Source organism: Marinobacter sp. 1-4A, from assembly GCF_016597725.1.
Lineage (GTDB): Bacteria > Pseudomonadota > Gammaproteobacteria > Pseudomonadales > Oleiphilaceae > Marinobacter.
This window is the reverse complement of sequence record NZ_VCGY01000002.1, coordinates 38,779-64,136: the sequence shown is the minus strand read 5'-3', so window position 1 is coordinate 64,136 and position 25,358 is coordinate 38,779. Positions and strand designations below refer to the sequence as shown.

Sequence of the window (25,358 nt, the reverse complement as noted above, 5' to 3'; positions counted from 1 at the left end):
TCCCGAACCGGAACCGGTTCACCAGATTGCCATCATGGCACCGGCTCCCAAAATCAGCGATCCTCCCACCTCAGCCACAATAAGGGTAATCATAAAGCCATGAACAATCCAAAACGGCAGTGCTATGGTGCCCAACGTGTGCGGCTTGCGTAGCTGGTTGCTGGTATCCCGCAAAAAACCGTGAATGATGTAAGTGCCAATGGCTAAAGCAAAAAAGCCCAAGGCAGATACGGCGCCCAGAGTATTCAGCCAAACCGGAAATACACTGTAGCTGGCAAACCAACCCAGCAACACGGCGGCAAAGCTGTACATGAGTGAGCTACGGTGGGCTATGTCCACGTACCGTGGCGCTGCTGCTTTCGGGCTTTGGGCCATGCACCAGTACTTCCAGATACCTGTTAGCAGCCCCGTCATAAAAAAGACAAAGGCGGCGGTAAGGCAGAGCCTTTCAGCCAGTGACATCATGTGAATTTCGTTCATTTTGCTCGCTCACTGTGCAAAACGGGGCCGGATTCCCCGCTTGATGTTCCTAAACCATCGCACAGGGTCGCGTGGGTTTCATATGGCCCTAACAACAGAAAGCTTCAAAATAAACGCAATTTCTGGAGCTTGAGATCCCACTCTAGGCTGTCGAGAAGGTTTTTCAGGGCTAGACCCAATTCCGTATCTCCTTCTATCACCAGTCGTCGCTGAAAAAACAGCTGGTCAGGGTCTTGCCGACGTTCGGCGAGGGTTTTGAACGCAGAGAAGGAGCCGCGAATGGTGGCTTCGCCCGGGCCATTCAGCACACGTAGCCTGCCAGACCAAAACCCGAACGTAATACCTGGGTGTCCGCCGTTCACTTCCAGCCGGATGCTGCGCCCTTCAAAATCGTCAAACTCGCCATCAGCAATAGCTTCAGCAAATACTCTATTGAGAGGCGCTTCTGCAACCAGCTGTTTTATCGGCATCGGAATTGAGCGATCAATGGCGTCTAACAAAGGAAAGGGCGATGGCAGGTATTCAGAAAGTAATGCCAGAGAGTCGCTGATCAGAGGGTTGCTGGATAAAGGTAAACGAATCGGCAAGGGCAGGGCCATAATCAACTCCGGGCAGTGAATTCAGACTGCCCAGAGTAAACAAAACGCGCTGTGTTTGATTTGATATAGCTCAGCCCTTGTGCAGACCTTCCTCCACAGCCCACACAGCAACCTCAACTCGCGAGCGCAGGCTGAGTTTTTTGAGTAGGTGCTTCACATGCACTTTTACGGTGCCATCGCTGATATCCAGCTTGCGACCAATCATCTTGTTGGATAGGCCCTCTGCAATAAGCCGAAGAATGTCTTTTTCCCGCGGGGTTAGGCTGTCGAAATCAGGGCGTGAAGCTTGCTGTGGTTTGTTGGAACGCAAAGCTTCAGCGAGAAGGGTTGTCAGGCGGTCACTGATAACCATTTTCCCAAGCGCAGCTTGGCGCAGCTGGGCAATCATGTCTTCCGGCTCCATGTCCTTCAGCAAGTAGCCGTCGGCGCCAGCGCGCAGGGCGGCGACTACGTCATCTTCCTGGTCAGATACCGTAAACATCACGATTCGGGAGCTCACATTCAGTTCCCGTAGTTTTTTCAGTGCATCAATGCCGCTGACCTCTGGCATATTAAGGTCCATCAGAATCAGATCAGGCTCTAGCTCGGTTGCCAGCCGAATGCCGTCGGTGGCATTGCTGGCCTCACCCGCCACTACCATGTCTTCTTCCATTTCGACGAGCTGCTTGATGCCTTGGCGCAACAGTGGATGATCGTCGATCAGCAAAATGCTGGCGGGTGTATCAGACGCTACTTCAGACATGGTACTTCGCTTCCTCTCTCTTGATTAGGTAGCGGCGTTTTCAAGTTGCCACCTTTTTTGTGTTCAACTGCTTGATGTTTCACTTGGAATAAGGTGCCGGCTTTTTGGAATGAACGTAAGTATAACTTCAACGCCGCCGTTATCGCGGTTTTGCACACTAATCCTGCCGCCCAACGTACGAGCGCGGTCTTGCATGATGATCAGTCCGTAATGATTGACCGGCTGCCCGCCTTCGGGCAAACCCTTGCCGTTATCCCTTATGTTTACTTTTACCTGTGGCGATTCGAACAGCACATCTACAGCAACCTCGGTTGCGTCGGCGTGTTTGACGGCGTTGGCCAAACCCTCGCGCACAATCTGCAGTGTGTGAATCTCCTCGTTAGGCGATAGTGCCTGGGGCGGGAGATTGTAATTCAGGCCGACAGCCTTACCCAACCTCGTTGAAAATTCTTCTATGGTTTTGCGCAAAGCCGTAGCGAGGTCTGGAGTGTCCAGTTTCAGCCGGAAAGTGGCCAACAGTTCGCGTAGCTGGCGATAGGCGCTGTTCAGGCCAGTGCTTAGCTCGTCTAAAATGGCGTCGTGGGCGCTTTTTTGGTCACCTTCTATATTCAAGCGACGTAGGCGAGCGACCTGCATTTTTAGATAGGACAAGGATTGCGCCAAAGAGTCGTGAAGCTCCCGTGCAATGACTGTGCGCTCCTCGGCCAACGTAAGCTGCTGTTCTTCCGTGATCTGGCGTTCTAGAAAAATGGCCGTTGCCAACTGGTCGCTAAGCGTCTCCAGTAGGTGGCGGGCAGTGTCTGAAAGTTCTTCGTCGGCAGGGTACCAAACCTCCAGTGTGCCAAGAAGTGTGCCGGGTGTTCGAATGGGCAACAGCAGTCTGCGACCATCATTCTCTTCTATCGGCAGTTCATCATAAACCTCATGTGTTACCAAGCAGGCATTGCAGTGGTGGTCACGGCAATAAAAGGGGCGCTCTGTTGTCGTTGTGGTGACAGCCTGCACTGGTTCTGAGGATTCCTTGTCGTGGAGGTAAAGCCGAATCGGCCCTATACCCAGCAGCAGCTCCAGTTCCTGCAGCATAGGCACTGCGCCGCTGCACAGGTCGTGGTTGGCAAACAAACTACGGCTGGCAGAGTGGAGTAGTTGCAGGGCAGCGTGGCTTTTCTCAAGCTCTTCGGTTTTGCTGCGCGCGCGCTCTTCCAGTTCATAATAGGTGAGTGCCAGCTCGCTGCTCATTTGGTCAAATGCGCTGCCTAACTGCGCCAGTTCGTCGCTACCTTTCATGTTTGCTTTTTGTGAAAAGTCTTGTTCACCTACGGCTCTCGCAATGCTCACCAGTTTGCGTAGGGGCTTGAGCACCCTGTTTCGCAGATCAACAAATAGGGCAACAATGATAAGTATGGAGAAGGCCAAGCTGATGATCTGAATAAGATGCAGCAAACCGATGCGCGCTTCGGTGCGTCGTTCCAGCATGCTGACCAGTTGGTTTACAGAGGCTACATAGGACTCGGTTGCGGCAAGCATCTCGGGATTAATTGGCGCGCCCTTCGGATGGTTTGCAAGGCCGGGGCGTAGGGTTTTTTCCCAATAGGTTGTTATGGCTCGATACTGTTTTGTGAGCGGGTGATCGTCCGTTTCAGGAATAGCACGAGTAATGTGAGTGTCTTTGAGGCTTAGCTCGTAACGGGAGGCCAGTTCTTGAAACTTGTCTTCTCCAACTCTGTCGTCTTCGGGGCTGGCGGCGTGGGACAGCAATCGAAATGCGCCCATGCGCAGTGCGCCCGCTAGATTAATTGCCGTGGCGTTACCTTCAATACTTTTTGAAACCGCAAGCGTCGTTGCCATGCTGACAAGGGATGTCAGAACAACGGCACAAACCACGATGGCAATCCGGTTAACAAGGGGGCTTCTGGATTTCATCACGTCTCGTCTTTGCAGTCGCCGGGCTTGAATACCTCCTTGAGGTTAGTCAATTACCCCAATGGTTGGTATCCCATCATAGTCTTTGACCTGCGCCAGAGCAAAAGATGAGACTGAAAGGCGGCATTAAAAACAGTTTACAAGGGCATTCGCGAATGAAGTCAGAGGCGGATCAGGAGGATGAGCGGCTGGCATCACTTGCTGTGATCCTGCCGCTGGCACTAACAGGCTTCGTGATTGCAGCAGGCTGCTGGACGCTATTTGCAGTTGCTGGCATTCATCTTAGGGCCGAGCTCAGCCTGAGTAATCTTCAGTTTGGCCTTTTGTTGGCCATGCCCATGGCTGTAAGCGCGTTTTTGGCTGTACCCGCAGGCCTTGCTGCACGTAAGTTTGGCGCCCGTCGCATTATGCTCATTTGCCTTGCCGGGCTTGCAGTTTGCATGGTGGTCTTGCTCACTACCGATACCTTTCCCGGATATCTGCTCGCAGCTGGCGGGCTAGGGCTGGCCGGTGGGTTTTACAGCGCTGGGCTGCAGTTTGTAACCAGTAGTTGCAAGCCACAACGGTTGGGACTTGTACTTGGAGTGTTTGGCGCTGGTGTTACCGGCGCCGGGTTTACTTACTACCTCGTTCCACTGTTCCATGAGGCCTTCTCTTGGCATGGCGTTCCGCTGGCTTACTTGATTGTCCTTTTGTTGGTGCTTGCACTTTTATTGTTACTCACAGACCCGGAAGACGCCGTCGCAGACCTGCAAGCTGACGTCTCTATTTTCGTGCTGTTCTGTCGCTACAGGCGGCAGGGCATATGGCAGCTTGGCGCCTACTTTGGCGTGGTGGCAGGCAGTTTTTTTGCGCTGGCTTTGTGGCTTCCAGACTACCTTTCTTCCCAGTTCGATTTGCAGGTGCAATCCGGCGCCAAGCTTGCGCAGTGGTTCATCATTCCGGGTGCTCTGGCGCAGATTCTTGGGGGCGGTTTGTCTGATCGTTTCGGCAGCCCCCGGGTCATTAGTCGGTCGCTTCTGGTGGGCCTCGTAGCTTTGGTGGTGCTGTCTTATCCGCCTATGACGCTGTTTATTCGCGGCGTGGAAACAACCATCAAGGTTGAGTTTGCTTTGCCCATGACGTTTGAAAGTGTCTTTGTAGTGGTTCTCGGAATGGCCCTTGGTTGCGCTACGGGCAGCCTACAGAGAATGGTGATTATCGAAAGTCGCCAGAACGCTGCGTTTGTTGCCGGTTTATTACTTGTTAGTGCCTGTTCCGTAGCTTTCCTCCTACCGGTTATTTTTGGCGCGGTGAATCACTGGCTGGGTGTTCGCAGTGCTGTATTTATGATCCTGTTTCTGCTGCTTTGCATTTGCCAATTCATGTTTGCCCGCTTCAATCGCCAACACGAACGTCAGACCCTTCTCCAACCGGGGATATAAGTCGCCTACCACCTCAGTGGTAGGTGCGGGTTATGTGGTAGTAACCACGCAGATTTCAGGGTTGTTCTCCCACACAATGATCTTAAATCGGAAAAACGATCCGGCAGACGGAGAGAGAGACCATGAGTCATTTGATCGATAAGCTGAGCTACTTCAGCAAAAAGCGCGAATCCTTCGCGAACGGCCACGGCGAAACCCACGATGTGAATCGCGACTGGGAAGACAGCTACCGCCAACGCTGGCAGCACGACAAGATTGTGCGCTCCACTCACGGCGTAAACTGCACCGGCTCCTGTAGTTGGAAAATCTACGTTAAGAACGGCCTGGTTACTTGGGAAACCCAGCAAACCGACTATCCCCGTACCCGCCCGGATCTACCCAACCATGAGCCTCGTGGCTGCCCTCGCGGTGCCAGTTACTCCTGGTACATGTATAGCGCCAACCGTCTGAAATACCCGTTAATGCGCAAGCACCTGATGAAGCTTTGGCGTGCCGCACGTATTCAGTTCAACGACCCTGTTGAAGCTTGGGCCTCCATTGTGGAAGACCCGAAGAAAACGGCCGAGTACAAGCCCCGCCGTGGTATGGGCGGCTTTGTGCGTTCTACCTGGGACGAAGTTAACGAACTGATTGGTGCGGCAAACGTATACACCGCCAAGAAAGTCGGCCCGGATCGCATCATCGGCTTCTCGCCAATTCCGGCCATGTCTATGGTGTCTTACGCTTCCGGTAGCCGCTACCTTTCCATGATTGGTGGCGTGTGCCTGAGCTTCTACGACTGGTACTGCGATTTGCCACCGGCTTCTCCGCAAGTCTGGGGTGAGCAGACCGACGTTCCTGAATCTGCTGACTGGTACAACTCAGGCTATATCATTGCCTGGGGTTCCAACGTGCCTCAAACCCGTACTCCGGACGCTCACTTCTTTACCGAAGTGCGCTACAAAGGCACCAAGACAGTTGCCATTACCCCGGACTACGCAGAAGTCTCCAAGCTGTCAGATGAGTGGCTGAACCCCAAGCAGGGTACAGATGCCGCTCTGGGTATAGCTATGGGGCATGTCATCCTCAAAGAATTCCATCTCGACAACCCCAGTGAGTATTTCACCGACTACGTGCGTCGTTACACCGACATGCCTTATCTGGTGAAGCTCGACAAAATGGAAGATGGCCGTTACGTACCTGGCCGATTCCTGCGTGCCAGTGATCTGGTGGGCGGACTGGGTGAAGAGAACAACCCGGAATGGAAAACCATTGCCATTGATGAAGCCAGCAACCAGCTGACAGCGCCTAACGGCTCTATCGGCTATCGCTGGGGTGAGAAGGGCAAGTGGAACCTGAAGCAAACAGCCAAGACGGACGACGTCAGCCTTCAGTTGTCTCTGGTTGAAAAGCATGACGAAGTGGTTGATGTGGCCTTCCCGTATTTCGGAGGTGTTAAGCACGATCACTTCAAGTCTGTTGAAATCAGCGACACCCTGACCCACAAGCTGGGCAGCCGTAAAATCGAGCTGGCTGACGGTGGCGAAGCTCTCGTAGTTACCGTGTACGACCTGATGATGGCCAACTACGGCATCAGCCGCGGTCTGGGCGATGACGACGGCGCAACCTCCTACGATGAAATCAAGCCGTACACTCCGGCCTGGCAGGAGAAGATCACCGGCGTACCCGCTGAAAAAGTGATTCGTATTGCCCGTGAATTTGGTGAGAACGCCCATAAAACCAAGGGCCGTTCCATGATCATTGTTGGTGCCGGTATGAACCACTGGTATCACATGGACATGAACTACCGCGCGCTGATCAACATGTTGGTTATGTGTGGCTGTATCGGTCAGAGCGGTGGTGGCTGGGCTCACTACGTAGGCCAGGAAAAGCTGCGCCCGCAGACTGGCTGGCAGCCGCTGGCATTTGGTCTGGATTGGCAGCGTCCACCACGTCAGATGAACGGTACCTCGTTCTTCTACGCCCATTCCGGGCAGTGGCGCTATGAGAAGCTGGATGTGAGCGAGATTCTTTCGCCTCTGGCCGACAAGTCCAAGTTCGGTGGCAGCCTGATCGACTACAACGTGCGTGCCGAGCGCATGGGGTGGTTGCCATCTGCTCCACAGCTTAATCGCAACCCGCTGACCATCGCAGCAGAAGCTGAAAAAGCCGGTATGGATGTACCTGCCTACGTGACCCAGTCCATGAAGGACGGTTCACTGGCCTTTGCGTCGGAAGATCCGGAAGCACCCCAGAACCATCCGCGCAACATGTTTATCTGGCGCTCCAACCTGCTGGGTTCTTCCGGTAAGGGGCATGAGTACATGCTTAAGTACCTGTTGGGGACCACCAGCGGCGTGCAGGGTAAAGATCTGGGCCATAACGGCGGCATCAAGCCTGAGGAAGTGAAGTGGCGCGATGAGGCACCGGAAGGCAAGCTCGACTTGCTGGTTACTCTCGACTTCCGCATGTCTACAACCTGCTTGTACTCAGACATAGTTCTGCCTACCGCTACCTGGTATGAAAAGAACGACCTGAATACGTCTGACATGCACCCGTTCATTCACCCGCTGACGGCTGCGACAGACCCCGCGTGGGAATCCCGCAGTGACTGGGAAATCTACAAAGGCATCGCCAAGTCCTTCTCCAAGGCGGCGGAAGGCCATCTGGGTGTCGAAAAAGACGTGGTTACCCTGCCGCTGATGCACGACGCTGCTGCAGAACTGGGCCAGCCATTCGATGTTAAAGACTGGAAGAAAGGCGAGTGTGAGCTAATTCCCGGCAAAACTGCTCCTAACTTCATTACGGTAGAGCGGGATTACCCCAATACCTACGCGCGCTTCACCTCACTTGGGCCGTTGATGGACAAGTTGGGTAACGGTGGTAAGGGTATTAACTGGAATACCGAAAAAGAAGTGAGCTTCTTGGGTGAGCTGAACTACAAGCACATCGACGGAGCGAACGCAGGTCGTCCGAAAATTGAAAGTGCCATTGATGCAGCTGAAGTAATTCTGACGCTGGCGCCGGAAACCAACGGCCACGTGGCTGTTAAAGCCTGGGCTGCGCTGTCGGAATTCACCGGGCTGGATCACAGCCACCTTGCGGTGGGCAAAGAGCACGAAGCGATTCGCTTCCGCGATATCGTGGCGCAGCCCCGCAAGATCATCTCCAGCCCGACCTGGTCTGGCCTGGAAGACGACCATGTGTCTTACAACGCGGGCTACACCAACGTGCACGAGCTGATTCCCTGGCGCACATTGACAGGCCGCCAGCAGTTCTATCTGGATCACGAGTGGATGCGTGCCTTCGGCGAAAGCTTGTTGGTCTACCGTCCGCCTATTAACACTAAAGCCGCAGCGCCATTGCTGAACGCAAAACCCAATGGCAACCCGGAAAAAGCGTTGAACTTCCTGACACCGCACCAGAAGTGGGGTATCCACAGTACCTACAGCGACAACCTGTTGATGCTGACCCTGTCTCGCGGTGGCCCCATTGTGTGGCTGAGTGAGGATGATGCCCGCGACGTGGGTGTTGAAGACAACGACTGGGTAGAAGTATTCAACGCCAACGGAGCGCTCGCAGCGCGGGCCGTTGTCAGCCAGCGGGTTATGCCGGGCATGATGATGATGTACCACGCTCAGGAACGGATTGTGAACATTCCCGGCTCGGAAGTGACCGGAAGCCGCGGTGGTATTCACAACTCGGTTACTCGGGCTTGCCCGAAGCCCACGCACATGATTGGTGGCTACGCGCAGTTCTCCTACGGCTTTAACTACTATGGAACCGTGGGTTCCAACCGCGATGAGTTCGTGGTGGTGCGCAAAATGAAGAACGTTGACTGGCTTGATGGCGAAGGCAACGACACTGTTCAGGAGGCTGTAAAATGAAGATCCGTTCCCAAGTAGGCATGGTGCTGAACCTGGACAAATGCATCGGTTGCCATACCTGTTCAGTGACTTGCAAAAACGTGTGGACCAGCCGTGAAGGCATGGAATACGCCTGGTTCAACAACGTAGAAACCAAGCCAGGTATTGGTTACCCGAAAGAGTGGGAAAACCAGGATAAGTGGAAAGGCGGCTGGATGCGTGATGCCAGCGGCAAGATCCGCCCGCGAATTGGCGGCAAGTTCCGGGTACTGGCGAACATTTTCGCCAACCCGGACCTGCCGGAAATTGACGACTACTACGAGCCGTTTGATTTCGATTATCAGCATCTGCACACCGCAGGCGACAGCAAGCACCAGCCGGTTGCACGGCCTCGCTCGCTGATCTCCGGCAAGCGTATGCAGAAAATCGAGTGGGGCCCGAACTGGGAAGAAATTCTCGGTACCGAGTTTGCCAAGCGTCGCAAGGATAAAAACTTCGACCAGATTCAGGCAGACATATACGGTCAGTTTGAAAGCACGTTCATGATGTACCTGCCGCGCCTGTGCGAGCACTGTCTGAACCCGACCTGTGTGGCCAGTTGCCCGAGTGGCGCTATCTACAAGCGGGAAGAAGACGGCATTGTACTGATCGATCAGGACAAGTGCCGTGGCTGGCGGATGTGTGTATCCGGCTGCCCGTACAAGAAGATCTACTTCAACTGGAAAACCGGCAAGTCTGAAAAGTGCATCTTCTGCTACCCGCGTATTGAAGCCGGTATGCCGACCGTATGCTCCGAGACCTGTGTAGGCCGTATCCGCTATCTGGGTGTGTTGCTTTACGATGCCGACCGCATTGAAGAAGTAGCAAGCACTCCGGGCGAGCACGAGCTGTACGAAAAGCAGTTGGAAATCTTCCTGGATCCGAACGATCCGAAAGTGATTGAGCAAGCGAAAAAAGACGGCGTGCCAATGAACGTGATCCAGGCGGCTCAGCGCAGCCCGGTTTACAAGATGGCGGTGGACTGGAAACTGGCCCTGCCTCTGCACCCGGAATACCGCACTCTGCCCATGGTCTGGTACGTGCCGCCTCTGAGCCCGATCCAGTCTGCAGCAGAAGCGGGCAAGGTTGAGTTCGACGGCGTATTGCCGAAGATCGAAAGCCTGCGGATACCGGTGAAGTATCTGGCCAACCTGCTTACCGCGGGTGACGAGAAGCCGATTGTGCGTGCGCTCAAGCGCATCATGGCCATGCGTTTGTACAAGCGCGCAGAAACAGTAGACGGCGTTGAGGATCTGCGTGCATTGGAGGAAGTTGGCCTAACCAAGGCTCAAGCCGACGAAATGTACCGTTATCTGGCCATTGCCGATTACGAGGATCGTTTCGTGATTCCGACCAGCCATCGTGAATTGGCGAAGGAAGCCTTCCCGGATGCACACGGTGAGCGCGGTGGTTGCGGCTTCAGCTTCGGCGACGGTTGCAGCGGTGGCGACAGCGAATTCAGCATGTTTGGCGGTCGTAAAAACACCTCCACCATGGTGCAAAAGCTGACCACTGTGAAGCAAGTCGATCCGAAACAGCTGCAGGAGTAAGGAGGCCGCATGAAACTATTAAAAGTACTGGCACGGATTCTGGAGTATCCCACGGCGGAGCTTCAGGCCTCCAAAGACGCCATGGTTGCCGCTGTCCTGGAGGACAGCCGGTTGCCAAGGAAAAACAAAGAGCAACTGCTCCAGTGTATTGACCGTTTATGCGATGGCGACCTGCTGGATCTCGAAGAAGCCTACACAGGCACATTCGACAAAGGCCGCGCCACCTCGCTGCTGTTGTTTGAGCACGTTCATGGGGAGTCACGTGACCGCGGTCAGGCCATGGTCGATCTGATGGAGCAATATCGCGCTAACGGGCTGGAAATCGACGCCAAGGAATTGCCGGATTACCTGCCGCTGTTCCTGGAGTATTTGTCGACCCGGCCTTGGGACGAGATTAAAAACTGGTTGGAAGATATCCACCACATTCTTGGCCTGCTGGGCGAGCGCCTGTACCAGCGTGAAAGCATCTATCACGTAGCCATGGATTCTTTGCTGGAACTGTCTGGTCGCACAACGAACCGTCAGGAGCTGGCACAGCTTGTGGCTTCTGAGGAGCGCGACGATACGGCAGAGGCTCTGGACAAGGTCTGGGAAGAAGAAATGGTGAAGTTTGTGGATGATCAGGGCAGTTCCTGTAATACAGGTGGCGTTGTTGGCCAGCGCCGCCGCGAAATGGAACAGACCCAAACCATTCACCTCAGTGATCATCTGATGACGGATGTAACGCCCGCTCAGGCGCGTGCCGCCGCGAGAGACGCCTGACGGCGCAGGAGGAGACCAAGATGATGTCTTATCTGAATACATTGATTTTCGGGATTTACCCGTACATTGCTCTGGTGGTGATGATTGTTGGCACTTGGGCAAGATACGATCACGGGCAGTTCACCTGGAAGGCTCATTCCAGCCAGATGCTGCGTAAGAAAAACATGGTGCTGGCCAGCGTGCTGTTCCACGTAGGCATTCTGGTGATCTTCTTTGGTCATTTGGTTGGCCTGCTGACCCCGCACTTTGTTTACGAACCGTTTATGACGGCAGGCACTAAACAGGTGCTGGCGATTGTGGTGGGTGGCATTGCCGGTGTGATGTGTTTGGTGGGTGGTGTTATGTTGGCCCACCGTCGGCTGACGGACCCTCGGGTCAGTGCCAGCAGCACCTTTGCCGATAATATGATCATCATCATTCTGGTGGTTCAGGTGCTGCTTGGGTTGGCGACGATAGTGCCAACTCTTGGCCACCTTGATGGCAGCACCATGTTGCTGCTGGCGGGCTGGGCACAAAGCATCTTTACCTTCCAAGGTGGTGCAGCTGAATACATGGTGGGCGTGGGCTGGATTTACAAACTCCATATATTTTTGGGTTTGACGATCTTTGTTCTCTTCCCGTTCACTCGCTTGGTGCACATGCTGAGTGTGCCGCTGGAGTACTTCGGGCGGAAGTATCAGGTGGTGCGTAAGCGCGCGTAAGGGAAAGCTTCCCCCTCTCCCCCAGCCCCTCTCCCGCGAGGGGAGAGGGGAGTTACACATCCCGGCCTGCGGGAGCGGTCCCAGCCTGCGGGATTACACCCAGGTCCGAGAGCAGTGCAGTAAAGCCCCTCTCCCCCGGAGGGAGAGGGGTTGGGGAGAGGGGGAGAGCCCTCACTCAACAAATTGACGGAGACCTACCATGCAATTGATCCCAACCGGTGAACCGGAAAAGCCCAGAAACCAGTTCCCACCAGTGTATGTGGGTGAAACCCTGATTACCGAAGAGGATATAGCCCGGGAAATGCAGCACCACCCGGCGGAAGAGGTTGCTGAAGCTTGGCATGAAGCGGCTAAAAGCCTTGTTATCCGCGAGCTTTTGTTGCAACAGGCGAAAGCTTTAAAGTTACCCGAAGAGCTGGATGAAGAAGCCGCTATCGCTCGCGTGCTAGAGCAAGAACTCGATGTGCCGGAACCCAGTGACGAGGATTGCGAGCGCTTTCATGCGTCGAACCCCGATCGGTTCCGCAGCCCAACGCTCATGGCGGTCAGCCACATCCTGCTGGCCGCTGCGCCAGATGATGTGGAAGAGCGCATGCGCCAAGAAGAAGTAGGGCAGCAGTTGTTGTCGTCTCTATTAGAAGGCCGTGCCCAGTTTGTGCCTTTAGCCAAACAATACTCTGCTTGCGAATCCCGTCATCAAGGCGGCAGTCTTGGCCAAATCAGTAAAGGGCAAACCGTCGAAGAGTTTGAAAGGCCTGTGCTCACGCTGAAAGAGGGACTTAATCCGGAATTGATCGAAAGCCGGTACGGCTGGCACATTGTTCGTGTAGATCAGCGCATTGATGGCGAGCAGCTCCCCTACGAACACGTGAAGCCGAAAATTCGCCAGTATTTGAGTGAAAGCGTTACCCGGAGGGCATGCCGCCAATATCTGCAAGTGTTGGCATTTGAGGCGGGCGTTCAAGGTGTGGATCTTGAATTACCGGATTCACCTTTAATGCAGTGACGACAAGCCGCAAACAAGAAGCGAATTTGCGAAGCAGGTAGTAATGCGAAGTTTTGAGTTAAGTCAATTTCCCCTGAATAACCGTGTTACTACCTCCATGGAGGGAGCGATTTTTCGAGAGTATCCTCCTATTATCATAAAACATGATTTTGAATGCATGATATGAGCGAGGATATGATAATGGTGGCGATGCAATCTGCAGAATCCCGCTACGCCAAACCGGTTATGGTGGCTACCAATACGCTAGTAGACGATGAAGGAGGGTTGCAGCCACTGCGCAGTCACGCCCTTTTCAGTACCCTCAGCAATTCGGATTTGGAGAATCTGATTCTGCAATCCCGCCGCCTTCGCCTTGGGCATCATCAACTGCTCTACCGTCAGGACATGCCCGCCCACCACTTCTTCTTTGTTATATCCGGTCGCTTGCGGCTGTATAGGCTGGATTCATCTGGCATTGATCGTACTCTTGATAGCATTGCCCCCGGCGACTGCTTTGCCGAAGTTATGATTTACGCCGATCCTGCGCGATACGCATGCTACGCCGAAGCACTGAAATCCAGTGAAGTTCTGATGATCCCGGTAAAAGCTTATCAGGAGCTACTTGATAGCAAACCCGAGTATGCCAGCGCCGCGCTTAGGCATTACGCCATGCGCGCAGTTTCCCGGTTCCATGACCTCGAAATCATGACGGTTCAGAATGCTCGCGATCGACTGATCCGTTACTTGATTGACTTGCTACCAAACGGCGTTGCAGAAGGAGGGGAAGTAGAGTTGCCTTTGCCAAAGTGCTTGGTTGCATCAAGGCTCGCAATGCAGCCGGAAACCTTCTCTCGAATTTTGGCGGATCTCAAGTCTAACGGGTTGGTTAGGGTAAACCGGAGCAAACTGTTTATCTCCGATCCTAAAAGATTGATCGAAATCAGCCAGTAGACCTTAGAAAGGATATAGCCCTCATGATTAGCAGTTACAGTGATTTGATCAAAGCAACGAAAAGCGAGCGCGAACCCCAGCGTCTGTTGTTCGTTTTTTGCCGGGCAGAATTACCGGATGATGCCTCCGCCGAAGAAAAAGCCGCATTCGAAAGAGGCGAGGGCGGTGCGCTTACTCCGGTTATCTGTGTTGATAAAACCCCTCAGGAGGTTTCAGAGTTTTCTGTACTGGCGGAAGAGTCTAGAAATACCGGCCAGTCGTGGGATGTGGTGTTTGTTGCAGCCATGTCCGGTAGAGGCGGAACGCCTCCATCTTCAGACGAAGCCCAGCAGCCAATGACCATGATGGTGGAGTCCATTCGCTTGGGAAATGTTAGCAATTACCTGCCCTTAGATAAGAGTGGAAACGCCGTCAGCCTTGGTTGAGCCGAGTTGTCTATCTGGTTTTTCACGGAAGATCTAACCACATAGAGGTATTTGATTTATTCCTCAATCACCTAGGCTGGCTAATTCAGGCTTGGATGATTCGCTGTTTTTGTTGGGGGCTTGCTTTGAACGTTAATTTTCGTGCCGTTTTTTGTGTTTTCACCCTGCTGCTGGCAACCTTGCCTCTGGTAGAGGCTGCGCCCCTTAGTCAGTACGAGCCGGTGGCCGGGCGCCAAGTTATCGAGAAAGCCTTTCCTGAAGTAACCCGACTGGAACCCCGAGAAGGCAACCGCGCCATACAAGAGCTGTACGCTGGCGACGAGCTCAAAGGCTATGCCTACCAATCCCTTGATTTCGTGCAAACCCCTGCCTATTCCGGTAAGCCGCTAAACGCCATGGTGGTGCTGGATAACGAAGGCACCATCCGCTTTGCCAAAGTGATTCACCACGACGAACCCATACTTTTGGTGGGCATTCCCGAAAGCAAGATGCATGATTTCACCGACCAGTACGCCGGGCTGAAAGCAGACCAGCGCGTGACCGTGGGCGGTACCTCTACCGAGCGCAAGGTCGCTGTAGACGGCCTCTCAGGTGCTACCGTAACCGTAATGGTAATTAACGAAGTGATTATGCGAACCGCTCACCGGGTAGGCGTTGAGCTGGGTTTGGTAGAGGGTAGTGGTACCAAGCGCCCTCCCACAGCTGAAGTCATTATGGATGGTTTTCAGCCCCGCACCTGGGAACAGCTGACTGGTGACGGTTCAATTCGTCGTTTGCTGCTAACCAAAGGCCAGGTAGATGACTCCTTCAAAGGCACCGATGCAGAAGGTATCGAAACGGCCGCACCGGAGGAGCGTGACGAACCTCTGATAGATCTGTACACAGCCTATTTGGATACACCGACCATTGGCCGGAACCTGCTGGGCGAGAGCCAGTACGACTGGCTGATGTTCGAATTGAAAGAGGGCGAGCAGGCCATTGCCGTTATGGCTAACGGTGAATACTCCTTTAAAGGTTCTGGCTATGTGCGCGGCGGTATTTTCGATCGTGTGCAGATTCGCCAATACGGCGATACCTTCAATTTCCGTGATCTCGATTTTTACCGACTCAACGATGTTTATGCTGGGGGTATGCCCGATTTCAAGGAAATGGCTATTTTTATTATCCGGCAACAGCATAACTTTGACCCTGGCGCGCCTTGGACTTTGGAGTTGACCGTAAAGCGGCAGACTGGCCCTCTGGACAGTGAGTTTCAAGTATTCCCACTGGAGTACCAGCTGCCGGATCAGTATTACACCCGTGCAGAACCGGTGCTCACCGAAGAAGAGTGGCTCGAAGGCCAGCCTCTGTGGGTACAAGTTTGGTACCAGCGCCAGTTTCAGGTGATCGTTCTGGGTATTGGTATTGGTGTCCTTCTGCTGATTTTGTTCTTCCAGGACTGGCTGGTGAAGAAGCCCAAGATAACTCGCTGGATTCGCCACGCATTCCTCACCTATACGCTGTTTTTCATTGGTTGGTATGCCTTGGGTCAGTTATCGATCGTTAACGTACTGGCGTTTGTGCACAGTCTGGTCAGTGGCTTCACTTGGGAAACTTTCCTCATCGACCCGATTATCTTTGTGCTCTGGGCGTCTGTGGCGGGCATTGTGCTGCTGTGGGGACGAGCGGTTTATTGCGGCTGGCTATGCCCGTTTGGTGCCCTGCAGGAACTGATCAACGAAATTGCCCGCTTCTTCAAAGTGCCCCAGTACGACGTACCCTGGGCTATTCACGAACGATTGTGGGCTGTTAAGTATATTGTGTTGCTGGTGTTGTTCGGGGTATCGCTAGACTCACTGGCCACCGCTGAGAAGATGGCAGAAATCGAGCCCTTCAAAACCGCGATTACCCTGCATTTTGATCGTAGTTGGCCGTTTGTCACCTACGCCGTTCTGTTGCTTGTAGTGAACATATTCACTCGCAAAGTATTCTGCCGCTACATGTGCCCGCTGGGCGCCGCTTTGGCGTTGCCTACCAAACTGCGTGTGTTCGACTGGCTCAAACGCCGCAAAGAGTGCGGCAATCCTTGCCAGCTCTGTGCCAAGGAATGTGAGGTTCAGGCTATTCATCCGGACGGCACCATCAATTATCAGGAATGCCATTATTGTCTGGATTGCCAGATGACTTATTTCGATGACCACAAGTGTCCGCCGCTGATTGTTAAGCGAAGAGGCAAACGTCGTGGTCACAACGCGCCGGGCCACCCGGAAGAGATTCCGGTGGTGCAGGTGACGTAGCAGAGCAAAACCAAAAAAAAGAGAAATAGAACCGCCATTACTAATAACGGAGTTGGATGTTATGAAAAAGACAGATGAGTTTAAGAAGGATGTGGCTGAAAACGGCGAAAGCGGCTTGAGCCGTCGCCGTTTTCTGGGCGCTACTGCGCTGGCCGGTGCGGTTGGTGCTGCGGGCCTAGGTGGTGCTGTAATGACCCGCGAGTCTTTTGCCGCTGCGGCAAAAGAAGCACAAAACAAGATTCACGTAGGGCCGGGCGAGCTGGACGAGTATTACGGATTCTGGAGTGGTGGCCACCAAGGCGAAGTGCGCGTTCTAGGCATACCTTCCATGCGCGAGTTGATGCGCATCCCTGTCTTCAACGTCGACTCTGCCACGGGTTGGGGTATCACTAACGAAAGTAAGGACGTTCTTGGTCACGACAACAAGTTCCTGAACGGCGACTGCCATCACCCTCACGTTTCTATGACTGACGGGCGTTACGATGGCAAGTATCTGTTCATCAACGATAAGGCCAATACCCGAGTTGCACGTATCCGTCTGGATATTATGAAGTGCGACAAGATTACCCACATTCCGAACGTGCAGGCCATTCACGGTCTGCGCCTGCAGAAAGTGCCGCACACCAAGTACGTTTTCTGCAACGCAGAATATATGATCCCGCACCCTAACGATGGCAGCGATTTCTCCATGGAGAACAGCTACACCATGTTTAATGCGCTGGATGCGGAAACCATGGAAGTGGCCTGGCAAGTGATTGTAGACGGCAATCTGGATAACACAGACGCCGACTATACTGGCAAGTACGCCGCCTCTACCTGCTACAACTCGGAGAAAGCGACCGATCTGGCAGGCACCATGCGCAACGACCGTGACTGGGTTGTGGTATTCAACATTGAGCGTATCGAGGAAGCTGTAAAAAATGGCGACTTCAAGACGCTAGGTGACTCCAAAGTTCCCGTTGTCGATGGCCGTGGCAAATCCAGACTTACCCGTTACATTCCTGTGCCTAAAAACCCGCACGGTGTGAACACTTCTCCGGACGGTAAGTACTTCATCGCAGCCGGTAAGCTGTCGCCTACTTGTACGGTTATTGCGATCGATAAGTTGGACGATGTGTTTGATGACAAAATCGGACTTCGCGATGTTGTTGTTGCCGAGCCAGAATTGGGTCTTGGGCCTCTGCACACTACCTATGATGGCCGCGGCAACGCATACACTACGCTGTTTATCGATAGTCAGGTGGCCAAGTGGAACATTGCTGACGCTATCAAGCACTACAACGGTGAGAAGGTTAACTATCTGCGCCAGAAGCTGGATGTGCATTACCAGCCGGGGCATAACCATGCTTCATTGACGGAATCACGTGATGCGGATGGCAAGTGGCTGGTTGTTTTGTCAAAGTTCTCGAAAGACCGCTTCCTGCCGGTAGGCCCACTGCATGCGGAGAACGATCAGTTGATCGATATTTCCGGTGAAGAGATGAAGCTGGTTCACGATGGCCCTGCGTTCGCCGAGCCACATGACTGCATTATGGTTCGCCGTGATCAGATCAAGACCAAGAAGGTTTATACTCGCGACGATCCTTACTTTGCTAGCGCCCGCGCTCAGGCTGAGAAGGATGGCATTACTCTGGAATCCGATAACAAGGTGATTCGCGATGGTAATAAGGTTCGCGTTTACATGACGTCGGTTGCGCCTATGTTCGGCTTGACGGAGTTCAAGGTGAAGCAGGGCGATGAGGTGACGGTGTATGTTACCAACCAGGATACCATTGAGGATGTGACTCATGGTTTCTCTATGGTTAACCATGGTGTGAGCATGGAGATCAGCCCGCAGCAGACGTCTTCGGTTACGTTCATTGCGGATAAGCCGGGGGTTAACTGGTATTACTGCAACTGGTTCTGTCACGCTCTGCACATGGAGATGACGGGGCGGATGTTGGTAGAGAAAGCCTAATTTAGGTGCTTTGACCGGAGCTCTTTATGGGCTCCGGTTCTTCTGGCTTTGAGCAACAATACACAGGAAGAGCCACTTCCAAAACACGCTGTAAATACGTCCATGTACGCTTGGCTTCGCACAGTTTTGGAAGTGGCTCTTCCTGTGTATTGCCCAACTTTGGCAATAGCTTCCAGTGTGAGAACCGATTTAATGCACCACATTTTGCGCGTAGTTGCGGCCCTGACAGTCGCTTTGCTATCGCTGACCGCTCAGGCCGATATTCAGCAGAAGCTGGATGATCTGGAGCCGGGCGCTTCTTTTGAGCTTCCACCTGAAAACCTTTCGTCTTTGGCTATCCGGGTGTCGGGGGTGACTGTCGCCTGCAGTCCGGAAACGCTTATTGATGGCGGGGGCACGGGCAATGCGGTGAAGATTGAGGCCGAGGGGGTAACGCTCGCCGGGTGTCGTATCCGGAACTGGGGTACGGATCTGAATGAGCTTAATGCCGGGGTTTTTATTAGCCGGGAGGCCAGTAATACGACGGTTGAGAACAACGATCTACAGGGTACTGCGTTTGGTATTTGGTTAGACGCCGCGCCGGATGTGACGGTTAGGGGCAATATCATTCGTGGTGATGCGACGGTTCGTCCGAACGATCGTGGGAATGGTATTCATTTGTTCAATACCACCGAGGCTTTGATTGAAGGGAATGATATCCGCCAAACCCGGGATGCGATTTATATTGAGACGGCGAACGGAAATAAGATTCGCAATAACACCATGTCGGATCTGCGCTACGGGATTCACTATATGTATTCCATGGATAATCTGTTGGAAGGCAATGTGACCCGGGGCACCCGCACTGGTTATGCGCTGATGCAGAGCAAGCGCCTTACGGTGCTCAATAACCGGTCCGAGAATGATGAGAATTACGGCATTCTGATGAACTTCATTACCCAGTCAGTACTGCGGGGGAATGTGGTTTCCGGCGTGTCGCAGGGTCAGACGGCTGGTGTTTCTGTCTCTGGCGCTGAAGGTAAGGCCGTTTTTATCTATAACTCTTTGTACAATACATTTGAAAACAATCTGTTTCGGGACAGCGGTGTGGGTATCCATTTAACCGCAGGTTCGGAGGATAACGAGGTTTTCCGTAATGCGTTTATCAACAATCAACGTCAAGTAAAGTATGTCGCCCTGCGCACTCAGGAGTGGTCTAAGGACGGTGAGGGTAATTTCTGGAGCGATTATCTCGGTTGGGATCGCAATCAGGATGGTGTTGGTGATGTGCCCTATGAGCCCAATGACAACGTTGATCGTCTGCTTTGGACTTATCCGGAAGCCAAAATTCTGATGTTCAGCCCGGCGGTGGATACGCTGCGCTGGGTTCAGGAAGCGTTTCCAGTAGTTAAGGCTGCGGGGGTGACCGATTCACACCCGTTGATGAGTCCGCCCAAAATGTTGCAACCGGAGTCCCGATGAGTTGTTTTCGTCTTGAGAATGTGAGCTACAAGTACGACAAGGCGCTGGTGTTGAATGGCGTTGATTTGCGGCTTGAGCCCGGGGAGATTCTTGGGTTGTTTGGCCACAACGGCGCCGGCAAAACGACCAGTATCAAGTTGATTCTGGGGTTGATGACACCATCCCAAGGTAAGGTGTCGGTTTTGGATGGCGAAGCTGGCGACCCCAAAATCAGCCAGTACATCGGCTACCTGCCAGAAAACGTGATGTTTTATCCACAGCTCACCGGCCACGAGATTCTTGCGCATTTTGCCCGGCTAAAAGGCGCGAGCCTGCGCCAAGTGCCTGAACTGTTGGGGCAGGTGGGGTTGGATGATGCGATGGATAGCCGGGTTAAAACCTACTCCAAAGGCATGCGTCAGCGCCTTGGGCTCGCGCAAGCGTTACTCGGTAAACCTCGGTTGTTGATGCTGGATGAGCCTACAGTAGGGCTGGACCCCGTGGCCACGGCTGATCTTTACCGCCTCTTGCGCAAGTTGCGGGATGAGGGCACGGGGATTGTTCTTTGCTCCCATGTGCTTCCCGGCGTAGAGCCATACATTGATCGGGCGGCAATTCTTACCGAGGGCAGTTTGAAAGCAGTGGGCGATCTGGCCTCGTTGCGCAGGCAAGCTAATATGCCCACCACGCTTTCTATTGAACCGGAAAGCACCGTGGCGGCACTGGAGTCAGTTGTAAATAACGCCAAGGCCTCGGCAGGGCTCATGATGCGCCACGATAATGGGCGGCTGCATGTGGATGTTCGCCCAGCGGAAAAAATGGCGTTAGTGAAAGCTCTGATGGCCTCCGGCGAGGTGCGTGACTTAGGCATTTACCAGCCAACACTGGAGGACGTGTACGTGCACTTTATAGGGTCTGGTGGTCTTGCCCACCGCGGAGGTGCGCAATGAACAGCATCTGGACCATCGCTCGCAAGGAGCTTAGCGACAGCCTGCGCAACCGCTGGCTGATTGCCATTGCTATAGTGTTTGCAACTCTCGCCGTGGGCATCGCCTGGTTTGGCGCCGCAGCATCTGGGCAGGTGGGTTATGCATCTACCCCCGCCACAATTGCCAGCCTTGCCAGTTTGGGTATCTTCCTCATTCCGCTTATTGCCCTGCTCTTGGCCTATGACGCGATTGTAGGTGAGGAAGAGGGCGGCACCTTGTTGCTGTTAATGACCTACCCCTTAAGCCGCGGGCAGTTGCTATTCGGCAAGTTTCTGGGCCACGGACTGACGTTGGCACTGGCTACTTTGATTGGGTTTGGTGTGGCAGGCGTTGCCATTGCATTGTTGGTAGAAGATGTCGCAGTGGGTGCATTGGCTGTCGCCATGCTCCGTTTTATCGTTTCGACCACATTGCTGGGCTGGAGTTTTATTGCACTGGCGTATGTTGTTAGCGTGCGCGTAAGCGAGAAACCCGTCGCTGCTGGATTGGCTTTAGCGATCTGGTTTTTCTTTGTGTTGATATTCGATTTGATGCTGCTGGGCACACTGGTCGCAAGCCAAGGCGAATTCAACCCAGAACTACTGCCCTGGCTTCTGCTACTCAATCCAACAGATATCTACCGCTTGTTAAACATAGTGACGTTTAGCGATAGCGCGCAGCTCAGTGGCGTTCTAAGCCTTGGGGCAGACCTGCCCATTGGTCCGAGCGGGCTTTGGCTGGCATTGGTTCTGTGGTTTGTTATTCCCTTAACTGGCGCATGGGCGTTGTTCCGTAGCCGCCGCATTTAACCTTAGCCCCTTAATTATGGAGAGTTCCATGAAACCTGCTCGTTTAAAATTACTGCCAGCATTGCTGATGTTCGCAGTATTTCTGGTCGGCTGCTCCGGAGAAACTGAAAAAGTCGTCGAAAAACCTGCCGCGGTACACATCGAAGACGGTGACGAGTGCCACGTATGCGGCATGGCCATAACCCGCTTCCCCGGCCCTAAAGGCGAAGTGATTACCGAGAAAGAGCAAACCGTCCACAAATTCTGCTCCACCCGAGACATGTTCGCATGGGCACTGCAGCCAGAGAACACCATGCGCAAGCATACGCTGTATGTTCACGACATGAGCCAAACCGAATGGGAAAGCCCCGACGATACCGCCCTGATCGACGCCCGAGACGCTGTCTACGTGGTCGGCTCAGAGCGCAAAGGCGCTATGGGCCAGACATTGGCGAGCTTCGCCACCGAATCAGCTGCCCATGACTTCATGATGGAACACGGTGGTGAGTTATTGGCTTTTGATGCAATCACCTTGGAGCACCTCAACACAGAGATGCCCGCTGGTGAAATGCATGGCGATATGGGGCATTAAGGGGCAGCTCCCTTTCGCAGTGGGGATCCCGTGAGGCAGGGGGTTCAGAAACTGTGCGAAGCCATGGATGGCGGAGCCAAGCGTACATGGACGTATTCACAGCGTGTTTATGAACCCCCTGCCTCACGGGATTCTTTCGATGTAGCTAAGTTGCGGGCATTAAAGCCGGACCCTTCTCCATAGGGCGCGCCCCACAATCTTCAACTTGTCCCGGGTTGCCATCCGAGACAAGTTGGTCTTAACCACCCCCGCTGTAAACCGTGTTGATCTGCACCGGTGCGGCTGACCGCATCTGCCATAAACGCACCGCCGCACTCATGGGTTACAAGTGTCGGCTCAATGCTCTCAGAACGGTTGAGCTCGTCATAAATTTCAGTGGTGTGTACACCCGGAATGCCAAAGGTGCGGCGTATGCCTAGTTGCTCCAAAGCGTGGCGAACAAGAGTCGCGCCCGTTTTTTTTCATGGATATGCCCTGAGAATTATTGTTGTGTTTTAAGTAGGGCTTTGACTGGCGAGAAGGCCGTTGAAATTGCAGTCGGAGGTTTGCCGGGGATTAACCCCCGGTCATGTTCATGAAGCGCAGAATCTGCACATCGCCATTGGTGGAGAAGTGGTGGCGCTCCGGCTTTAGGTCCATGGAGTCCATGATGGTTTGTCGGAGTTTGTCATTGGTTACCGGATGGCCACGAAGTACCCGGCGAAGATCAACAGAGTGCTCGTTGCCCAAACAAAGCAGCAACCTGCCCTCAACGGTTACCCGCACGCGGTTGCAAGTTGAGCAAAAATTGTGGGAGTGGGGCGAGATAAAACCAACTTTAATGGGGCTGTCAGACATTCGGTAATAGCGTGCGGGGCCGCCGGAGTCTTCCGGCGTTGGCCTCAAATCGTGGTGCTGGCGGACTATGTCGCGCACCTCGTCACTGGTACATAAAGCCTGACCACGGTCGTGTTCGGAAATTTCACCCAGTGGCATTTCTTCAATAAAAGTAATGTCCACGTTTTTCTTTCGCGCAAACTCGATTAAATCCGGAACTTCGTGATCATTCCCGCCTTTCATTACAACGGTATTGAGTTTAATGCCTTTAAACCCGGCCGCTCTGGCTGCGTCTATACCTTCTAGAACCTGCGACAGCTTGCCCGTGCGGGTAATGCTGGCGAACTTATCCGGGTCTAAAGAGTCCAGACTAATATTCAGTCGCTTCAGGCCAGCTCGTTGCAGTGGCTCTGCCATGGTTGGCAACTGGCTGCCATTAGTGGTCATGGCGAAGTCACGCAGGCCGTAGGTACCTATTTCCCGAACCAGTTCGAGAATGTCTTTGCGAACCAGAGGTTCCCCACCGGTGAGGCGGATTTTTTCTGTGCCCAGAGACACGAATGTTTTCGCTACTCGGGCAATTTCCTCAAGCGTTAAAACCTGTTGCCGGGGCAGAAAGGTCATCTCTTCTGCCATGCAATAAACGCAGCGAAAATCGCAGCGGTCGGTAACGGACAGGCGCACGTAATTGACGGTTCTGCCAAAACGGTCTGTCAGCTTGCTCTTGGACATCGGTATCTTTCCTGTAACTGCTGAATGCGCGTTTACGGATTACTGATAGGTCGAGTATCGCAGAATCAAACAGGGAAGCCGATACCCCTCGTTAGGTAAGCCAGCCTAATGCCTTTGGCGGTGTTTGCTTTGTTGAACGGGCCTGATTGATTTCTAGGTTTTGGTTGATCTTTGCTCAAAAGGTGTTTATAAAATACTTGTTATTAGTTGGGCGCTCATCCTGATGCCCGATGAAGGTCCCTTTGGAGGATAGAATGGAAAAACTGCTGTTTCGTGCCAATAGCGCTATGGTCTGGTCTTTGTTCGGCCTGATTGCCACCATTTTGATGGCTTACCCCTTTGCCGGGCGATTTCCTATGATGATTCAAGTGCTTGCCCATGTGGGCACTTTGCTGTTTGCGGTTGGTATCAAGATTTCTTATGTCGCCCGGCTGGTATTTTTAAGTCGCCTCGGGAGACCTGTCCACTGATTAGCGTTAGAATAGGTGAAAGATTGAACAGGGGTGAGGTTCCCGCTATGGCCGCTCGATCCGGCAAAACCGGTTTCAGGGTTCTCGCGTACATATCAATAGCTTTGGCTGCCATCGGCGTGGTTTTGCCTTTGCTGCCCACCACTCCCTTTGTTTTGTTGGCAGCTTTCTTTGCCAGCAAAGGCTCTCCGGCGTTCGCCAGTTGGCTGGAGGAGCATCCGACGTTTGGTCCAGCCATACTAGATTGGCGCCGAAACCGGGTTATACCCATAAAGGCCAAAGTGTTGGCTTGCAGCATGATGTTACTGAGCTGGAGCTTATTGTTTTTTATGGGTATGGCGGCAATCGTATTGGCTATATCAGGCACTTTTATGGCGTGCATGGCGATGTACTTGTTAACTCGGCCTTCGTATTAACTTAACGGCTTTCACTGAATATCTGGAGTATTGAATGCATATTACCCGATACACCGACTACTCACTTAGAGTGCTGATTTATTTGGCGGTGCAGGGTGATCGCCTGGCAACGATTCAGGAAATTGCCGACAGCTACGATATCTCCAAAAACCACTTGATGAAGGTGGTGCACCAGCTCAACAAAAAGGGCTATATAGAAACGGTGCGAGGCAAAAAAGGTGGCATGAGGCTGCACATGGCGCCAGAAGATATCAACGTGGGCGTGCTGGTACGCGAAACCGAGCATGATCTGAGTATTGTTGAATGTTACTCCTCTAAAAATGCCTGCAAAATCGCTCCGGTTTGTGGGCTCAAACCCATGTTCGGAGAAGCTCTGCAGGCATTCCTTTCAGTGCTTGATAAATACACTCTGCAAGACATTATGCAAGATCAGCACAAGCCGCAGTTGCTAAGATTGCTCCAGATCGCCTGACGGCC

General features: G+C 53.3%; 22 protein-coding genes and 1 pseudogene. 17 read left to right on the top strand and 6 right to left on the bottom strand.

From position 1 onward, the window contains the following. Window positions 1-18 precede the first annotated feature (18 nt). The 4 genes from FE845_RS04030 to FE845_RS04015 all read right to left on the bottom strand — a co-directional run bounded on the left by FE845_RS04030 (window position 19) and on the right by FE845_RS04015 (window position 3,744). A complete protein-coding gene (locus tag FE845_RS04030) occupies window positions 19-480 on the bottom strand; it encodes a hypothetical protein (RefSeq protein WP_227714080.1) in 462 nt (153 codons plus the stop codon). A gap of 104 nt (window positions 481-584) precedes the next feature. Further along, window positions 585-1,079, bottom strand: a complete 495-nt coding sequence (gene ubiT, locus FE845_RS04025; RefSeq protein ID WP_200361922.1) for a ubiquinone anaerobic biosynthesis accessory factor UbiT — start codon at window positions 1,077-1,079, stop codon at window positions 585-587. 70 nt (window positions 1,080-1,149) lie between these two features. Next, the gene (gene narL / locus FE845_RS04020; protein ID WP_200361921.1) at window positions 1,150-1,821 is read right to left on the bottom strand and encodes a two-component system response regulator NarL; all 672 of its coding nucleotides are present in this window, start codon (window positions 1,819-1,821) and stop codon (window positions 1,150-1,152) included. 63 nt (window positions 1,822-1,884) lie between these two features. Continuing rightward, window positions 1,885-3,744, bottom strand: a complete 1,860-nt coding sequence (locus FE845_RS04015) for a histidine kinase (RefSeq protein ID WP_200361920.1) — start codon at window positions 3,742-3,744, stop codon at window positions 1,885-1,887. A gap of 155 nt (window positions 3,745-3,899) precedes the next feature. On the opposite strand from FE845_RS04015, the gene FE845_RS04010 reads away from it, so the two are divergent. The 14 genes from FE845_RS04010 (at window position 3,900) to FE845_RS03945 (ending at window position 22,447) form a co-directional block, all read left to right on the top strand. Beyond that, window positions 3,900-5,168, top strand: a complete 1,269-nt coding sequence (locus FE845_RS04010) for an MFS transporter (RefSeq protein ID WP_200362775.1) — start codon at window positions 3,900-3,902, stop codon at window positions 5,166-5,168. A 122-nt stretch (window positions 5,169-5,290) separates the two neighbouring features. Continuing rightward, window positions 5,291-9,034 carry a nitrate reductase subunit alpha gene (locus FE845_RS04005; RefSeq protein WP_200361919.1) on the top strand — a complete coding sequence of 1,248 codons (3,744 nt, stop codon included), beginning with the start codon at window positions 5,291-5,293 and terminating at the stop codon, window positions 9,032-9,034. After that, the gene (gene narH, locus FE845_RS04000; protein WP_200361918.1) at window positions 9,031-10,602 is read left to right on the top strand and encodes a nitrate reductase subunit beta; all 1,572 of its coding nucleotides are present in this window, start codon (window positions 9,031-9,033) and stop codon (window positions 10,600-10,602) included. The genes FE845_RS04005 and narH overlap by 4 nt, the downstream gene beginning before the upstream one ends. Window positions 10,603-10,611: 9 nt before the next feature. Continuing rightward, entirely contained in the window at window positions 10,612-11,364 is a 753-nt protein-coding gene (narJ, locus tag FE845_RS03995; RefSeq protein WP_200361917.1) for a nitrate reductase molybdenum cofactor assembly chaperone, read from the top strand. A 23-nt stretch (window positions 11,365-11,387) separates the two neighbouring features. Further along, window positions 11,388-12,065, top strand: coding sequence for a respiratory nitrate reductase subunit gamma (gene narI, locus FE845_RS03990; protein ID WP_200362773.1), 678 nt, complete (start codon window positions 11,388-11,390; stop codon window positions 12,063-12,065). A 199-nt stretch (window positions 12,066-12,264) separates the two neighbouring features. Beyond that, a complete protein-coding gene (locus tag FE845_RS03985; protein ID WP_200361916.1) occupies window positions 12,265-13,071 on the top strand; it encodes a peptidylprolyl isomerase in 807 nt (268 codons plus the stop codon). A gap of 180 nt (window positions 13,072-13,251) precedes the next feature. Continuing rightward, entirely contained in the window at window positions 13,252-14,001 is a 750-nt protein-coding gene (locus FE845_RS03980) for a Crp/Fnr family transcriptional regulator (RefSeq protein WP_200361915.1), read from the top strand. 23 nt (window positions 14,002-14,024) lie between these two features. Further along, window positions 14,025-14,426: a ribonucleotide reductase subunit alpha gene (locus FE845_RS03975; protein ID WP_200361914.1), complete on the top strand. Its 402-nt coding sequence runs from the start codon at window positions 14,025-14,027 to the stop codon at window positions 14,424-14,426. 95 nt (window positions 14,427-14,521) lie between these two features. Continuing rightward, entirely contained in the window at window positions 14,522-16,702 is a 2,181-nt protein-coding gene (gene nosR / locus FE845_RS03970; protein ID WP_200361913.1) for a transcriptional regulator NosR, read from the top strand. Between the two features lie 61 nt (window positions 16,703-16,763). Continuing rightward, window positions 16,764-18,659, top strand: a complete 1,896-nt coding sequence (gene nosZ, locus FE845_RS03965) for a TAT-dependent nitrous-oxide reductase (protein WP_200361912.1) — start codon at window positions 16,764-16,766, stop codon at window positions 18,657-18,659. A 192-nt stretch (window positions 18,660-18,851) separates the two neighbouring features. Next, window positions 18,852-20,120: a nitrous oxide reductase family maturation protein NosD gene (locus tag FE845_RS03960; protein WP_200362771.1), complete on the top strand. Its 1,269-nt coding sequence runs from the start codon at window positions 18,852-18,854 to the stop codon at window positions 20,118-20,120. Then, window positions 20,117-21,049 carry an ATP-binding cassette domain-containing protein gene (locus tag FE845_RS03955; protein ID WP_200361911.1) on the top strand — a complete coding sequence of 311 codons (933 nt, stop codon included), beginning with the start codon at window positions 20,117-20,119 and terminating at the stop codon, window positions 21,047-21,049. Before FE845_RS03960 ends, FE845_RS03955 begins: the two co-directional genes overlap by 4 nt. Beyond that, window positions 21,046-21,876 carry an ABC transporter permease gene (locus FE845_RS03950; protein WP_200361910.1) on the top strand — a complete coding sequence of 277 codons (831 nt, stop codon included), beginning with the start codon at window positions 21,046-21,048 and terminating at the stop codon, window positions 21,874-21,876. Before FE845_RS03955 ends, FE845_RS03950 begins: the two co-directional genes overlap by 4 nt. A 28-nt stretch (window positions 21,877-21,904) precedes the next feature. Beyond that, entirely contained in the window at window positions 21,905-22,447 is a 543-nt protein-coding gene (locus tag FE845_RS03945) for a nitrous oxide reductase accessory protein NosL (protein ID WP_200361909.1), read from the top strand. Window positions 22,448-22,647: 200 nt separating this feature from the next. On the opposite strand, the pseudogene FE845_RS03940 reads toward FE845_RS03945, so the two are convergent. Then, a pseudogene (locus FE845_RS03940) lies at window positions 22,648-22,890 on the bottom strand (thiamine pyrophosphate-binding protein); the annotation flags it as partial. Between the two features lie 112 nt (window positions 22,891-23,002). Continuing rightward, window positions 23,003-23,995 carry a GTP 3',8-cyclase MoaA gene (gene moaA / locus FE845_RS03935; RefSeq protein WP_200361908.1) on the bottom strand — a complete coding sequence of 331 codons (993 nt, stop codon included), beginning with the start codon at window positions 23,993-23,995 and terminating at the stop codon, window positions 23,003-23,005. Window positions 23,996-24,249: 254 nt separating this feature from the next. On the opposite strand from moaA, the gene FE845_RS03930 reads away from it, so the two are divergent. Genes FE845_RS03930 through FE845_RS03920 form a run of 3 tightly spaced genes read left to right on the top strand, consistent with a single transcriptional unit; the run spans window position 24,250 to window position 25,353 of the window. Then, a complete protein-coding gene (locus tag FE845_RS03930) occupies window positions 24,250-24,465 on the top strand; it encodes a hypothetical protein (protein ID WP_200361907.1) in 216 nt (71 codons plus the stop codon). Between the two features lie 47 nt (window positions 24,466-24,512). Then, on the top strand, window positions 24,513-24,881 hold the full coding sequence (locus FE845_RS03925) for a YbaN family protein (RefSeq protein WP_200361906.1): 369 nt from the start codon (window positions 24,513-24,515) through the stop codon (window positions 24,879-24,881). A gap of 34 nt (window positions 24,882-24,915) precedes the next feature. Continuing rightward, window positions 24,916-25,353, top strand: coding sequence for an RrF2 family transcriptional regulator (locus FE845_RS03920; RefSeq protein ID WP_200361905.1), 438 nt, complete (start codon window positions 24,916-24,918; stop codon window positions 25,351-25,353). The last annotated feature ends 5 nt before the right edge of the window (window positions 25,354-25,358 follow it).

Coding starts and splice junctions, on each gene's coding strand:
- moaA (WP_200361908.1), bottom strand. CDS start 23,995: ATGTCCAAGAGCAAGCTGACAGACCGTTTTGGCAGAACCGTCAATTAC.
- FE845_RS04030 (WP_227714080.1), bottom strand. CDS start 480: ATGAACGAAATTCACATGATGTCACTGGCTGAAAGGCTCTGCCTTACC.
- ubiT (WP_200361922.1), bottom strand. CDS start 1,079: ATGGCCCTGCCCTTGCCGATTCGTTTACCTTTATCCAGCAACCCTCTG.
- narL (WP_200361921.1), bottom strand. CDS start 1,821: ATGTCTGAAGTAGCGTCTGATACACCCGCCAGCATTTTGCTGATCGAC.
- FE845_RS04005 (WP_200361919.1), top strand. CDS start 5,291: ATGAGTCATTTGATCGATAAGCTGAGCTACTTCAGCAAAAAGCGCGAA.
- FE845_RS04015 (WP_200361920.1), bottom strand. CDS start 3,744: ATGAAATCCAGAAGCCCCCTTGTTAACCGGATTGCCATCGTGGTTTGT.
- nosR (WP_200361913.1), top strand. CDS start 14,522: ATGATTCGCTGTTTTTGTTGGGGGCTTGCTTTGAACGTTAATTTTCGT.
- FE845_RS03975 (WP_200361914.1), top strand. CDS start 14,025: ATGATTAGCAGTTACAGTGATTTGATCAAAGCAACGAAAAGCGAGCGC.
- narH (WP_200361918.1), top strand. CDS start 9,031: ATGAAGATCCGTTCCCAAGTAGGCATGGTGCTGAACCTGGACAAATGC.
- FE845_RS03980 (WP_200361915.1), top strand. CDS start 13,252: ATGGTGGCGATGCAATCTGCAGAATCCCGCTACGCCAAACCGGTTATG.
- FE845_RS03945 (WP_200361909.1), top strand. CDS start 21,905: ATGAAACCTGCTCGTTTAAAATTACTGCCAGCATTGCTGATGTTCGCA.
- FE845_RS03925 (WP_200361906.1), top strand. CDS start 24,513: ATGGCCGCTCGATCCGGCAAAACCGGTTTCAGGGTTCTCGCGTACATA.
- narI (WP_200362773.1), top strand. CDS start 11,388: ATGTCTTATCTGAATACATTGATTTTCGGGATTTACCCGTACATTGCT.
- FE845_RS03920 (WP_200361905.1), top strand. CDS start 24,916: ATGCATATTACCCGATACACCGACTACTCACTTAGAGTGCTGATTTAT.
- narJ (WP_200361917.1), top strand. CDS start 10,612: ATGAAACTATTAAAAGTACTGGCACGGATTCTGGAGTATCCCACGGCG.
- FE845_RS03930 (WP_200361907.1), top strand. CDS start 24,250: ATGGAAAAACTGCTGTTTCGTGCCAATAGCGCTATGGTCTGGTCTTTG.
- FE845_RS03950 (WP_200361910.1), top strand. CDS start 21,046: ATGAACAGCATCTGGACCATCGCTCGCAAGGAGCTTAGCGACAGCCTG.
- FE845_RS03985 (WP_200361916.1), top strand. CDS start 12,265: ATGCAATTGATCCCAACCGGTGAACCGGAAAAGCCCAGAAACCAGTTC.
- FE845_RS03955 (WP_200361911.1), top strand. CDS start 20,117: ATGAGTTGTTTTCGTCTTGAGAATGTGAGCTACAAGTACGACAAGGCG.
- FE845_RS03960 (WP_200362771.1), top strand. CDS start 18,852: ATGCACCACATTTTGCGCGTAGTTGCGGCCCTGACAGTCGCTTTGCTA.
- FE845_RS04010 (WP_200362775.1), top strand. CDS start 3,900: ATGAAGTCAGAGGCGGATCAGGAGGATGAGCGGCTGGCATCACTTGCT.
- nosZ (WP_200361912.1), top strand. CDS start 16,764: ATGAAAAAGACAGATGAGTTTAAGAAGGATGTGGCTGAAAACGGCGAA.